General features: G+C 67.3%; 12 protein-coding genes. 6 read left to right on the top strand and 6 right to left on the bottom strand.

Features of this window, described 5'->3' with window-relative positions; translation table 11 throughout:
• The first annotated feature begins 123 nt into the window (after window positions 1-123).
• Window positions 124-1,437 carry a PAS domain-containing methyl-accepting chemotaxis protein gene (locus tag QZ471_RS13755; protein WP_295464585.1) on the top strand — a complete coding sequence of 438 codons (1,314 nt, stop codon included), beginning with the start codon at window positions 124-126 and terminating at the stop codon, window positions 1,435-1,437.
• Here the strand turns inward: QZ471_RS13755 and QZ471_RS13760 are convergent.
• Both QZ471_RS13760 and QZ471_RS13765 read right to left on the bottom strand, forming a co-directional pair.
• Window positions 1,409-2,065, bottom strand: coding sequence for a histidine phosphatase family protein (locus tag QZ471_RS13760; RefSeq protein ID WP_295464587.1), 657 nt, complete (start codon window positions 2,063-2,065; stop codon window positions 1,409-1,411). The genes QZ471_RS13755 and QZ471_RS13760 overlap by 29 nt on opposite strands.
• A gap of 5 nt (window positions 2,066-2,070) precedes the next feature.
• A complete protein-coding gene (locus tag QZ471_RS13765; RefSeq protein WP_295464589.1) occupies window positions 2,071-3,249 on the bottom strand; it encodes a GAF domain-containing protein in 1,179 nt (392 codons plus the stop codon).
• A gap of 724 nt (window positions 3,250-3,973) precedes the next feature.
• On the opposite strand from QZ471_RS13765, the gene QZ471_RS13770 reads away from it, so the two are divergent.
• The 5 genes from QZ471_RS13770 to QZ471_RS13790 all read left to right on the top strand — a co-directional run bounded on the left by QZ471_RS13770 (window position 3,974) and on the right by QZ471_RS13790 (window position 7,634).
• The gene (locus tag QZ471_RS13770; protein ID WP_295464591.1) at window positions 3,974-4,321 is read left to right on the top strand and encodes a hypothetical protein; all 348 of its coding nucleotides are present in this window, start codon (window positions 3,974-3,976) and stop codon (window positions 4,319-4,321) included.
• Between the two features lie 97 nt (window positions 4,322-4,418).
• On the top strand, window positions 4,419-5,186 hold the full coding sequence (locus QZ471_RS13775) for an SDR family NAD(P)-dependent oxidoreductase (RefSeq protein WP_295464593.1): 768 nt from the start codon (window positions 4,419-4,421) through the stop codon (window positions 5,184-5,186).
• Between the two features lie 9 nt (window positions 5,187-5,195).
• On the top strand, window positions 5,196-6,380 hold the full coding sequence (locus QZ471_RS13780; RefSeq protein WP_295464595.1) for an acetyl-CoA C-acyltransferase: 1,185 nt from the start codon (window positions 5,196-5,198) through the stop codon (window positions 6,378-6,380).
• A 12-nt stretch (window positions 6,381-6,392) separates the two neighbouring features.
• Window positions 6,393-7,178: an enoyl-CoA hydratase gene (locus tag QZ471_RS13785; RefSeq protein WP_295464597.1), complete on the top strand. Its 786-nt coding sequence runs from the start codon at window positions 6,393-6,395 to the stop codon at window positions 7,176-7,178.
• 60 nt (window positions 7,179-7,238) lie between these two features.
• On the top strand, window positions 7,239-7,634 hold the full coding sequence (locus tag QZ471_RS13790) for an ester cyclase (RefSeq protein ID WP_295464599.1): 396 nt from the start codon (window positions 7,239-7,241) through the stop codon (window positions 7,632-7,634).
• Window positions 7,635-7,744: 110 nt separating this feature from the next.
• Here QZ471_RS13790 and lpdA read toward each other — a convergent pair whose 3' ends face one another.
• The 4 genes from lpdA to QZ471_RS13810 are packed head-to-tail and all read right to left on the bottom strand — an operon-like array spanning window position 7,745 to window position 12,722.
• Complete coding sequence (lpdA, locus tag QZ471_RS13795; protein WP_295464601.1) at window positions 7,745-9,127, bottom strand: dihydrolipoyl dehydrogenase; 1,383 nt, start codon at window positions 9,125-9,127, stop codon at window positions 7,745-7,747.
• A 2-nt stretch (window positions 9,128-9,129) separates the two neighbouring features.
• On the bottom strand, window positions 9,130-10,425 hold the full coding sequence (locus QZ471_RS13800; RefSeq protein ID WP_295464603.1) for a dihydrolipoamide acetyltransferase family protein: 1,296 nt from the start codon (window positions 10,423-10,425) through the stop codon (window positions 9,130-9,132).
• Window position 10,426: 1 nt separating this feature from the next.
• Complete coding sequence (locus tag QZ471_RS13805; protein ID WP_295464605.1) at window positions 10,427-11,485, bottom strand: alpha-ketoacid dehydrogenase subunit beta; 1,059 nt, start codon at window positions 11,483-11,485, stop codon at window positions 10,427-10,429.
• Window positions 11,486-11,489: 4 nt separating this feature from the next.
• Window positions 11,490-12,722 carry a thiamine pyrophosphate-dependent enzyme gene (locus QZ471_RS13810; RefSeq protein ID WP_295464607.1) on the bottom strand — a complete coding sequence of 411 codons (1,233 nt, stop codon included), beginning with the start codon at window positions 12,720-12,722 and terminating at the stop codon, window positions 11,490-11,492.
• Between the last annotated feature and the right edge of the window lie 16 nt (window positions 12,723-12,738).

The raw sequence follows: 12,738 nt of genomic DNA on the forward strand, positions 1-12,738 counted from the left end.
CGGGTGTCCACCGCCGCCCGGCGTCGCGTGCGGGACGGGGGCGGACAACTCGTCCGGCGAGGCGTCAAGAAATGTCCTGGCGCGTCGAACCAAAGGATGTTCCTTCCTTCTCCGGGTGATCCCATGTTCAACAATAATCTGAAACGTCGTATCGCTGAACTCGAAGCGGAGCTGGCCGAGCACCGACAGGTCAGCGCGGCGTTCCATCAGGACTCGCTCCATCTGTTGCTGGATGCCCAGGGGCAGATCGAGGATTTCAACGAGAATTTCGGCCTGTGCCTGGGCTACGCGCCTGGTAGCCTGAATGGACGAAAACTCGACGATCTCATTCCTGACTACGTGAAATGCATGGACTGCTATCGCGAGTTGAAGCAGAGCTTCACTGAAGGGCGGCAGGTCAGCGGTATCTATCGCCTGCTGCGGGGAGCCGGCGGCGTGGCATGGCTCTATGCGATCTGGACCCCGGTGCGCGATACCCAGGGCCAGGTCAAGCAGATCCGCTGCTATGCCTACGACCGGACCGCTCAGGTGGAAACCTCCACCGAGCACTCCGGCATCATCAACGCCCTGCTGCGGTCCACCGCGGTGATCGAATTCAACCTGTCCGGCGAGGTGCTCACCGCCAACGAACGCTTCCTGCAGGGCATGGGGTATTCGCTGGCGCAGATCGTCGGCAAGCATCACCGGATGTTCTGCAGCCGCGAAGAGTCCGAATCCGCCGAGTACCGGGCCTTCTGGGACCGGCTCAATCGCGGTGACTATGTGGCCAGTCGCTTCAAGCGCATCGACAGCCATGGTCGTACGGTCTGGCTGGAGGCTTCCTACAACCCGGTGCTCAACACGCGCGGTGAGCTGTACAAGGTGATCAAGTTCGCCACCGTTATCACCGAGCAGGTGGAGCAGGAGCTGGCCGTGGCCGAAGCGGCGCGGGTGGCCTTCGACATCTCCCAGACGACCGACGAGAGCGCACGCCAGGGTGCTGCCGTGGTGCAGGACACCGTCGCGGTGATGACCCGCATCGCCGAGGAGATCCAGGTCGCCGCCAATGGCATCGAGGACCTCGGCAAGCAGTCGCTGGTGATCAGTGCCATCGTCAAGACCATCAGCGGCATCGCCGAGCAGACCAATCTGCTGGCGCTCAACGCGGCCATTGAGGCGGCGCGGGCAGGCGAGCAGGGCCGTGGTTTCGCCGTGGTGGCGGACGAGGTACGGCAACTGGCGGGACGCACCAGCAAGGCCACCGAGGAGATCGTAGGCGTGGTGCAGCAGAATCAGCAACTGGCCCAGACGGCAGTGGCCAACATGGCGGCCAGCCGGCAGCAGGCGGAGCAGGGACTGCAACTGGCGGGTGACGCTGGCGTCCGCATCACCGAGATCCAGGACGGCGCCCGCCAGGTGGTGGGAGCGGTCAGTCAGTTCGCCCGGCGGCTGAGCTGAGGCGGGCTTCCGGGTCCGCCGCTTCCTCCGCCCAGCCGGCGGCGCTGTACCAGCAATAGCCGCTCGCATCGAGTTCAAGCCAGCGGCCCTGGTGGATGACCAGTTGGGTGGCCTCCTGGGAGGCGGCCAGGCCAGTCGCCACCAGCAGGCTGCGGATCAGTCCGCCGTGGGCCACCAGCAGGGTGGGGCCGGCGAGGCTGGCCAGTAGCGGGCGCAGGCGCTCGGCGACATCCGCGTAGCTTTCGCCGCCTGGCGCTCTGAAACGGTAGGGCTCGCGGGCGCGTTCGGCATGTTCGCGGGGATAGCGTGCGGCGATGGTCGGCCCGTCGAGGCCCTCCCATTCGCCGAAGGCCTTTTCCATCAGGCGGTCGTCGGTGCCCAGGTGGCGCGGCGTACCTGGCAGTTGCGCCAAGATCAGCGCCAGGGTCTCGCTCGCCCGCGCCAGCGGACTGCTCAGGCAGGCGAAGGTGGTCACATCGAGGCGGTCGCGCAGTGCGCAGCCCACGGCTTGGGCCTGGGCGCGGCCGCGTGCGTTCAGCGGGATGTCTTGGTGCCCTTGTAGGCGCCCGCTGGCATTCCAGTCGGTTTCGCCGTGACGGATCACCAGCAGGGGGGAGGGTAGTGACAAGGGTTTCAGTCCAAAGCGGTGGGTAGGGTCAGGGTGAGGCGATTGCGGCCGTCCTGGGTCCGGGCGGTAAGGGCGCCGCCATGGCCTCGAGCGATTTCCTGGGCGAGGTAGAGCCCGAGCTCCAGGTGCGGGGAGCCGTCGGTCCCTGGGGTGACCAGCCGCGGTTGGAACAGTTGGGGTAGGGTCGCAGGCTCCAGTGGCGGGCCCGAGTATTCCACCTGCACGCGATAGGTGCGCTCCTTGATCTCTCCCTGCAGGTGGACGACGGCTCCGGGCGTGCTGCCCGCGACGCCGAATTCCAGCATCGCCTCCAGGGCGCGCAACAGCTGGGGTAGATCGAGGCGCAGGGCGCCTGGCAAGGCCGGCAGGGCGGTACTGAAGCTACGGTCCAGGTGGCGCACGACGAGCTCGGCGATCAGCGCCTCGAAGCCTTCGTTCACTCCGTTCACCAGTGTCGGCTTCAACAGCGGGCCATGTCCCAGCCGCGCGCGGACGAAATCCGCCCCGTCGGCGCTGCGGCGTGCCAGTCGCCGGACGTCGGCCTGCCAGGGGCGCACGGCGGGAAGTTGCTCGGCCCACTCGGCCGCGGCCAGCGAAAGGCGTTGCAGGGGTTGCCGAAGGTCGCCCTCGAAGAGGGTCAGCAATTGTTCGCGAAGCGCGTGCAGATCGCTGTCGCTGCGCGGGCCGGGTGTTTCGTCGCGCCGCTGTTCCTCACGGGCGATCAGCTCGCCCAGCAGGCGGGCGAAGCCCTCCAGTGTCACTATCGTGGACGGCTGGGCGAGCAGTGGGGCGGGCACGCGATCGAAGCCGCACAGGGTGCCGAAGAAGGTGCCGTTAGGACGGAACACCGGCAGCGAGACATAGCTGCCCCAGCCATAGAGCTTTGGCAGCGGATGGTCGCAATAGGCGGGATCCTGTGCCACGTCGGCGATGATCACCGGGTCGTGGGAGGAGCGCACATGGCTGCAGAAGGTGGCCTCGAGTTCCAGCTCGGTACCCACCGCCAGGCCGTAGTCCAGGCGGTCGTGGACGGCGCAGGCGGTCCAGCGCTGCTCGGAGACTTCCGCCACCGCGGCGAATTTCAGCCTGCTGAGGTCACAGACGACGCGGAGCAGGGTGGTGACGGCGTCGAGCGACGCCAGCAATTCGATGCTTTCGATGGCGCTGGAGGTTTGACTGGGCATTGCACGGCAGCTTTCTGACTAGTCGAATGCTGAACGCTAGGCCAGGTCGTGGCGAAGGGCAACCGGCATTCGCCGTTTCAGGTCCGGCAACTGCCCAGATCAGCTGCCCCGGAGGCCCCGGCTAGGTTCTGTTCGAAAAATGCCTGCGCTTGGCGATGCTTCGTTGAAAAAGGCTTCGCCTGACTTTCGCTCGGCGACTTTTCGTACAGGATCTAGCCCATGAGATTGGTGGCATAGGCCAGCACGGTAAGGCAAAGCAGGATCAGCATCAGGTTGCCCGGCGTTATTCTTTTCATCAGCGAGATCCTCTCACACAAGGACTTTTCCCTGTCCAGGCCTGCCTGGCATGACGAAAACGGTAGGGGCCACCTGAGCGGCGGGAGTGGACGGATTCATCTCTGCATCTCGATACGGCTGGCAAAGGACAGCTGTCGGAGCCTTACTCTGGCGGTTTGTTCAGTGGCGTGGGCAGAGGTACGACGTTTGGTCGAAGCGGCGGAGCGAGCGGTGCGGTCGGGTCGTGCACCAGCGAGTTGCCAACGGCTGGACGAGCCGGTAGCGAGGCGCTCCATGCGTATCTTCCTTTGCCCCATCAGCGCCTATACCACTACCTGACCAACAGCGGGTGGTAGGTACTGCGCTGCATGACCGAACCGCCTGGGGCGGCTCGGTCAAGACAACTTCTCCCGGTCTCCCTGGCCCCGTCCAGCCATGGGAGACCTCCATGGACAGCACCTCGCAAGACCTCCTCGCCACCCTCGAAGCCCGCGGTTTCGTCCACCAGACCACCGACCGTGACGGGCTCGCCCGGGCCTTCGCCGCAGCGATGCCGCTCTATGGCGCCAGCAAGGCGGCGCTGAACAGCCTGCTGCAGAGTTGGGTGGCTGGTTGCCAGCCGTCCTTCGCGGTGCTGGCGCTGCACCCGGGCTGGGTGCAGACCGAGCTGGGCGGGGCGAGCGCGCCGGTGGCGATCAGCGCCAGCGTGGCCGGGCTGATGATGGTCATCGAATCCCGCGCGGGTCAGGCAGGTTGCGCCTTCCTCGACTATCAGGGCCAGGCATTGCCCTGGTGAGGGGTGGCCGAATCGCTCAGCTCTGGTGAGCGATTCGGCCCTTGTCCGCCCTCTGGGCGCGATCGAAGATGCGGGCAGTCTCTTCTGGAGTGCGAGCATGCGTATCGATGAGCGAACCTTCCTCGTCACAGGTGCCGGTTCCGGCCTGGGCGCCGCAACTGCGGAGCTATTGGTGACGGCCGGCGCCCGGGTGGCCTTGTTGGATCTGCAGGCCGAGGCGGTGCAGGCACAGGCCGAACGCCTCGGCGATCAGGCCTTCGCCCTGTCGGTCGACGTGACCGATGCCGAGGCGCTGACGGCGGCGGTCGAAGCCATCCTGGGGCGCTGGGGTGGCTTGCACGGGGCGATCAGTTGCGCCGGCATCGTCGGCGGGGCGCGTATCCTCGGTCGCAACGGCCCCCACGATCTGGCCGCCTTCGCCCGGATCGTCACCGTCAACCTGGTGGGCAGCTTCAATGTCCTGCGGCTGGCGGCGGCGGCGATGGCCAAGGGCGACGCCGATGCCGGGGGCGAGCGGGGGGTGATCATCAACACCGCCTCCATCGCCGCCTTCGACGGCCAGATCGGCCAAGCTGCCTACGCCGCGTCCAAGGGCGGGGTCGCCTCGCTCACCTTGCCGGCCGCCCGTGAATTGGCAGGGCAGGGTATTCGCGTCATGACCATAGCACCGGGGGTATTCGAGACGCCCATGATGGCCGGCATGACGCCGGAGGTGCGCGCGGCCCTGGCCGCCAATGTGCCCTTTCCCCCAAGGCTCGGACGCGGTGAGGAATTCGCTGCCCTGGTCCGTCACATCATCGAAAACCCTATGCTCAACGGCGAGGTGATCCGTCTCGACGGTGCGCTGCGCATGGCCCCCCGCTAGGAGATCCGCATGAAAGATCCGGTCGTCATCGTCGCCGCCGCTCGCACGCCCATGGGTGCCCTGGGCGGTGAGCTGGCAGCGCTTGCGGCGCCGCAACTGGGCAGCGCCGTGGTCCGCGCGGTGCTGGAGCAGGGTGGCTGGTCACCGGAACGGGTCGACGAGGTGCTCCTGGGCTGCGTCCTGCCCGCTGGCCTCGGCCAGGCACCGGCGCGACAGGCGGCCCTTGGTGCGGGGCTGGCGCAGAGCACCCGCTGTACCACCCTGAACAAGATGTGCGGCTCCGGCATGCAGGCGGCCATCCTCGGCCATGACCTGCTGCGCGCCGGCAGCGCCGAGGTGGTGGTGGCCGGCGGTATGGAAAGCATGAGCCGGGCGCCCTATCTGCTGGAGAAGGCGCGCAGCGGCTATCGCCTCGGCCATGGGGCCCTCATCGACAGCATGTTCCTCGACGGCCTGGAAGACGCCTACGAGCCCGGTCGCCTGATGGGCACCTTCGCCGAGGATTGCGCGGCGCGACTGGGCATAGCTCGCGAACGCCAGGATGCCTATGCCCTGCAGTCCCTCGAGCGGGCGCGCCAGGCCCAGGCCAGTGGCGCCTTCGCCGCCGAGATCGTCCCGGTCGAGGTGAGGGGGCGCAAGGAAAGCGTGCTGGTCGACACCGACGAGCAACCGCGTCGCGCCGATCCCGCTCGCATTCCGACACTCAAGCCGGCCTTTCGCGACGGTGGAACCGTGACCGCCGCCAATGCCAGTTCCATTTCCGATGGCGCTGCGGCCTTGCTGCTGATGCGCGCCAGCACCGCGGCCCGCGAAGGCCTGACGCCTTTGGCGACGATCCGCGGCCACGCCGCCCACGCCGGTGCACCGAGCGATTTTCCTACCGCACCCATCGGCGCCATCCAGACGCTGCTTGGCCGCATCGACTGGCAGCTCAAGGATGTCGACCTGTTCGAGATCAACGAAGCCTTCGCTGTGGTGGCCCTGGCCGCCCAGGACGCACTGGGGCTGGACCCGCAGCGGCTGAACGTGCAGGGTGGGGCCTGCGCCCTGGGCCATCCCATCGGTGCCTCCGGTGCCCGCATCCTGGTGACCCTGCTGCATGCCCTGCGTCAGCGTGGTCTGCGCCGCGGTGTGGCGGCCATCTGCATCGGCGGTGGCGAGGCCACCGCCCTGGCGTTGGAACTTAACGACTAGAAGGACAAGATCATGAGCGATGCCTCCGCCGAACCGACCCTGCTGCTGGACATCCAGGCGCGGGTCGCCCTCATCACCCTCAATCGGCCCAAGGCCCTCAACGCCCTCAACGCCCAGTTGCTCAGCGACCTGGACGCCTTGCTGGCGCGCCTGGACGCTGACCCCGAGGTGGGCTGCGTGGTGCTCACCGGCTCGGCCAGGGCCTTCGCCGCCGGCGCCGACATCAAGGAAATGGTCGGCCAGGGCTATCCGCAGATCTATCTGGACGACTACTTCCGCGTCGCCGACCGCATCGCCGAACGACGCAAACCGCTGATCGCCGCCGTGGCCGGCTACGCCCTGGGCGGTGGCTGCGAGCTGGCGTTGCTATGCGACTTCATCTACGCCGCCGACACGGCACGCTTCGGCCTGCCGGAGATCACCCTGGGGGTCATTCCCGGTATCGGCGGCACCCAGCGGCTGACTCGCGCCCTGGGCAAGGCCAAGGCCATGGAGCTGTGCCTCACCGGGCGCCAGCTGGACGCCAACGAAGCCGAACGTGCCGGCCTGGTCGCCCAGGTGTTTCCCGCCGATGAGTTGCTGGAGCGCACCCTGGAAGCCGCCCGCGGCATCGCCTCGCGTTCGTTGCCGGCGACGCTGCTGCTCAAGGAGAGCGTCAATCGCGCCTTCGAAAGCAGCCTGGCCGAGGGTATCCGCTTCGAGCGGCGCGTCTTCCACTCGCTGTTCGCCAGCGCCGACCAGAAGGAAGGCATGACCGCCTTCGTCGAGAAGCGGCCGGCGAAGTTCGAACATCGCTAGTGAGGGTTACGCTGGATCGCTGCAGCGGTTCCGGTGCATTCACTTCTAGGAAAGCTCTCTATGTCACTCGAAATCCTAGGCCAACGCTATCGGGCCTATCTCGACTGCCTCAACCGCCAGGCCTGGTCCGAGCTGGAGCTCCATGTTGACCCGGCGGTCGAGCATAACGGCCGTTCACTGGGGCTGGCCGGCTACCGGGCCATGCTCGAAGGCGATCATGCCGCCATACCCGATCTGCAATTCGTCTCACGGTTACTGGTAGTGGAGCCGCCCTGGCTGGCGGCGCAGCTGGACTTTGATTGCCATCCGCGGGGCGAGCTATTCGGCCTGGCCGTGAATGGCCGGCGCGTCCGCTTCAGCGAACACGTCTTCTATCGCTTCGAGGAAGGACGTATCCGCGAGGTGCGCTCGCTTATCGACGTGGCGGCGATCAGGGCGCAACTGGAGACGGATTGACGTTGGCTGGCCTTCCTGTGGTGGTGGGCCTCTTGTGCAAGGCCGCCACGGGCATTAACTGATCGCTGAGGGAAATCACCCCACACGGCGTACCGTGCGGGGTAGCTTGATCACAGATGCAACGCCCGGCCCAGCGCCTTCAGCGCCGCCTCCTGCACCGCCTCGCCTAGCGTGGGGTGGGGATGCAGGGTGGCCGCCACGTCTTCCAGCTGCATGCCCATTTCCAGGCTGTGGGAAAAGGCCGTGGCCAATTCCGCCACCTGCTGCCCGGTGGCCTGCCAGCCGAGGATGCGATGGTCATCGGCGCGCGCCACCACCCGCACGAAGCCTTCCGGCGCCTCCAGGGTCAGGGCGCGGCCATTGGCGGCGAAGGGAAAACTGGCGACCTTGGTTTCCAGACCCTGGGCCTTGGCCTGCTCGGGGGTAAGGCCCACCACCACGATCTCCGGATCGGTATAGCAGACTGCCGGGATAGCCACCGGGGCGAAGCGTCGCCGCTTGCCGGCGATCAGTTCCGCCACCACCTCACCCTGGGCCATGGCGCGATGGGCCAGCAGCGGTTCGCCGGTCAGGTCACCGATGGCCCAGACGTCGGTCATGCTGGTCCGGCAACCATCGTCGACCCGGATAAAGCGGCCGTCATAGTCCAGCGGCAGCCGCTCCAGGCCTTCGGTACGAGGGCGGCGTCCGGCAGCCACCAGGATGCGTTGGGCGGGCAGCACCTGCTCCTGGCCGTCGGCGGTGGTCATCCGCAGCCCCGTGCCGTCGTCCATCAGGCCGGCGACTCGGCAATTCAGGTGCAGCTCGATACCCAGTCGTTCCAGCCTCTGGCGTAGCGGTGCGGTGAGTTCGGCGTCGTACCCCGGCAGCAGCCGCGACTGGGCTTCCACCACTGCGACCTGGGCACCCAGCTTGCGATAGGCGATACCCAGTTCCAGGCCGATGTAGCCGGCACCCACCACCACCAGGTGCTCGGGTATCTCCGAGGGTGACAGCGCCTCGGTGGCCGAGATCACCGGCCCGCCGAAGGGCAGGTTGGGCAACTCCACGGAGGTCGAACCCATGGCCAGCACCAGGTGTTCGGTACGGATGCGCAGGCGCTCGCCGCTTTGCCGCTGCACTTCCACGGTCTTGCCGTCGAGGATCTCCGCCCAACCCTCGATGACCGTCACCCCCTGCTTCTTCAACAGGCCGGCAACGCCTGTGGTGAGCCGATCGACGATACCGTTCTTCCAGGCCACGGCCTGACCGAGATCCAGTTCCGGACGGCCGTGGCGGATGCCGAGAGAGCCTTGCTCGGCACGACCACAGGCACGGTGATATTCCTCGGCGACATGGATCATCGCCTTGGAAGGGATACAGCCGACGTTGAGGCAGGTACCGCCCAGGGCGGCGCCTTCCACCAGGGTGGTGGTGATGCCCAACTGGGCGGCGCGCAGGGCGGCGACATAACCGCCGGGGCCGCCGCCGATGATGAGGAGTCGGGTGTCCATGGCTACTCCAGGAAGAGGGTGGCGGGTTGTTCGAGCAGTTGGCGCACGGCCTGGATAAAACTGGCGGCGTCCTGGCCATCGATCAGCCGGTGGTCGAAGGAGGCGGAGAGATTCATCAGCTTGCGCGGCACCACCAGGCCATTGCGGAAGGCCGGGCGCTCGACGATGCGATTGACGCCGATGATGGCCACCTCGGGGTGGTTGATGATGGGCGTGGAGGCAATGCCACCCAGCGGACCGAGGCTGCTGATGGTCAGGGTGGAGCCGCCCAGTTCTTCACGGCTGGCCTTGCCGGCGCGCACCGCGGTGGCAAGGCGCGCCACCTCCTGGGCGCAGCCCCAGAGATCCAGCGCCTCGGCGTGGCGCACCACCGGCACCGCCAGGCCCTGCTCACCTTGGGTGGCGATACCCAGATGCACGGCGCCATAGCGTGTCACAGTGCTGCTTTCCTCGTCGAAGCGCGCGTTCATCTGCGGAAAATCCCGCACCGCCACCACCAGGGCCCGCGCCAGGAAAGGCAGCAGAGTGAGGTGGGCACGACGACCCTGCCAGCGCTGGTTGAGGTTGGCGCGCAAGGCTTCCAGCTCGGTGACGTCCACCTCTTCGACATAGGTAAAGTGGGGGATATGCCGCTTGGCGGCCTGCATCTTCTCGGCGATCTTGCGTCTCAGGCCGATCAGCGGAATGCGTTCCTCGCCACTGCGCTTCGCCAGCCCACCGCCACCACCGGTGGTCGGCGGCAGACCGGCGTCACGCTGCTGCACATGGGCTTCCAGGTCGTTGTGCAGGATGCGACCGCCCGGGCCGCTGCCGGTGACGAATCTCAACTCGATGCCCAGGTCCCAGGCGTGCTGGCGTACCGCCGGGGAGGCCAGCGGCGGGCTGCCGGGGGCTGGGCGGGACGCCGGTCGGTCGTCATCGCGCTGGGCTACGGGCGCAGGGTGCGACGGGACGGCGGCCGGTAGAGGTTCAGGCTTGGGCACTTCCGCCTTGGGTGCCGGCGCCGGAGCGGATTCCACTGGTGCGGGACGACTGGCCTCGCGCTGGTTGCCGTCGCCGGCTACTTCCAGGCGAATCAGTTCGGCGCCGACCGCCAGCACCTGGCCGGGCTCGCCGCCCAGAGCCAGCACCCGCCCCACCACGGGCGAAGGAATCTCCACCATGGCCTTGTCGGTCATGACATCGGCGAGAGTCTGGTCCTCGCTGACTTCATCCCCTACCGCCACGTACCACTTGACCAGTTCCACCTCGGCGATGCCTTCGCCGATGTCGGGCATCTTGATGACATGGGTACCCATCTCAGACCTCCATCACGCGCTTGAGCGCGGCGCCGACCCGCGCCGGACCGGGGAAGTAGTCCCATTCCTGGGCGTGCGGGTAGGGCGTGTCCCAACCGGTGACCCGCTCGATGGGTGCTTCCAGGCGGTGGAAGCAATGTTCCTGCATCAGAGACACCAGCTCGGCGCCATAGCCGCAGGTGCGGGTGGCTTCATGGACCACGACGCAGCGGCCGGTCTTGTTCACCGAGTCGGTGAGGGTCTGCAGATCTAGCGGCCAGAGGCTGCGGATGTCGATCACCTCGGCGTCGATGCCGGTCTCAGCGGCTGCCGCCAGGGCCACCCAGACCGTGGTGCCATAGGTCAGCACCGTGACCTGCTGGCCCGGACGGACCACGGCGGCGCGCTCCAGCTCGACGCGGTAGTAGCCGTCCGGCACGGCGCTGGCCGGATGGCCTGACCAGGGCGTCACCGGGCGGTCGTGGTGGCCATCGAAGGGGCCGTTGTAGAGCCGCTTGGGTTCGAGAAAGATCACCGGGTCGTCGCTCTCGATGGAAGCGATCAGCAGGCCCTTGGCATCGTAGGGATTGGAGGGCATCACGGTACGCAGGCCGCAGACCTGGGTGAACATGGCCTCGGGGCTCTGGCTGTGGGTCTGGCCGCCGTAGATGCCGCCGCCGCAGGGCATGCGGAACACCAGCGGCGCGATGAACTGGCCCACCGAGCGATAGCGCAGCCGCGCCGCCTCGGAGACGATCTGGTCGATGGCCGGGTAGACGTAGTCGGCGAACTGGATCTCCGCCACCGGCCGCAAGCCATAGGCGCCCATGCCCACCGCGGCGCCGGCGATGCCGTTTTCCGAGATGGGCGCATCGAACACCCGCGCGGCGCCGTACTTGGCCTGCAGGCCTTCGGTGCAGCGGAAGACGCCGCCGAAGTAACCCACGTCCTCGCCGAATACCACCACGTTGTTGTCGCGTTCGAGCATCACGTCCAGCCCCGAGCGGATGGCCTGGATCATGGTCAGGGTGCTGTGGCTGCCGGCCTGGGTCGGCAGGTCGGTTTCCTGTTGTATGGTCATGGCATCACTTCCCGAGCTGTTGGCGTTGGCGACGCAGGTGCGGCGGCAGGTCCTGGTAGACCTCCTCGAACATGTCGGCGGCGCTGGGGGAGAGCTCGCTGGCAAAGGTGCCATGGGCCTCGGCGGCCTTCTGCGCGGCGGCTACCTCGGCTTCCAGCTCGGCGCTCAGCGCCTGGTGCTGTTCGTCCGACCAGAGACCCCGGCCGATCAGGTGCGCCTTGAGGCGGTCGATGGGGTCGCCCAGGGGGAAGTGTGTCCAATCGTCGGCAGGCCGGTACTTAGACGGATCGTCCGAGGTGGAGTGGGGGCCGGCGCGATAGGTCACCCACTCGATCAGGGTCGGTCCCAGGTTGCGCCGGGCGCGTTCGGCGGCCCAGCGCGAGGCGGCCAGGACGGCGAGGAAGTCGTTACCATCCACCCGCAGGGCAGCGATGCCATAGCCCAGGCCACGGGTGGCCAGGGTGATGCCTTCACCGCCGGCGATGGCCTGGAAGGTGGAGATGGCCCACTGGTTGTTGACGATGTTGAGGATCACCGGCGCCCGGTAGACATGGGCGAAGGTGAGGGCCGCGTGGAAGTCGCCTTCGGCGGTGGCGCCGTCGCCGATCCAGCCGGCGGCGATGCGGGTGTCACCCTTGATCGCCGAAGCCATGGCCCAGCCCACCGCCTGGATGTACTGGGTGCCCAGGTTGCCGGAAATGGAAAAGAAGCCGAGGTCGCGGTAGGAATACATCACCGGCAGCTGGCGCCCCTTGAGCGGGTCGCGGGCGTTGGACAGCAACTGGCAGATCATTTCCTCCAGCGGCGCCTCGCGAGTGATGAGGATGCCCTGCTGGCGATAGGTGGGGAAATGCATGTCGTCCGGGCGCAGGGCCAGGGTCTGGCCGACGGCGACGGCTTCCTCGCCCAGGCACTGCATATAGAAGGAGAGCTTCTTCTGCCGCTGCGCCTTGAGCATCCGCGCATCGAACAGCCGCGTCTTGAGCATGGCGCGCAGTCCCTGCAGCAGTAGCTCGGGCGCTTCTTCCGTGGCCCAGGGGCCGACAGCCTTGCCGTCGTCGTCGAGGATGCGGATCAGCTGGGTAGCCAGCTCGCGGGTATCTACTGGCGCCACGTCCACCGGCGGTTTATCGGCGCGGCCGGCCGGGCAGAGTTGCAGGTAGCTGAAGTCGGTGGGGCGTCCTGGACGGCCGCTGGGTTCGGGGACGTGCAACTGCAGGGGAGGGTAGTCGCTCATGACCGTGCCTCCGGAA

This window comes from uncultured Pseudomonas sp. (assembly GCF_913774235.1).
In the GTDB taxonomy this organism is placed as follows: Bacteria; Pseudomonadota; Gammaproteobacteria; order Pseudomonadales; family Pseudomonadaceae; genus Chryseomonas.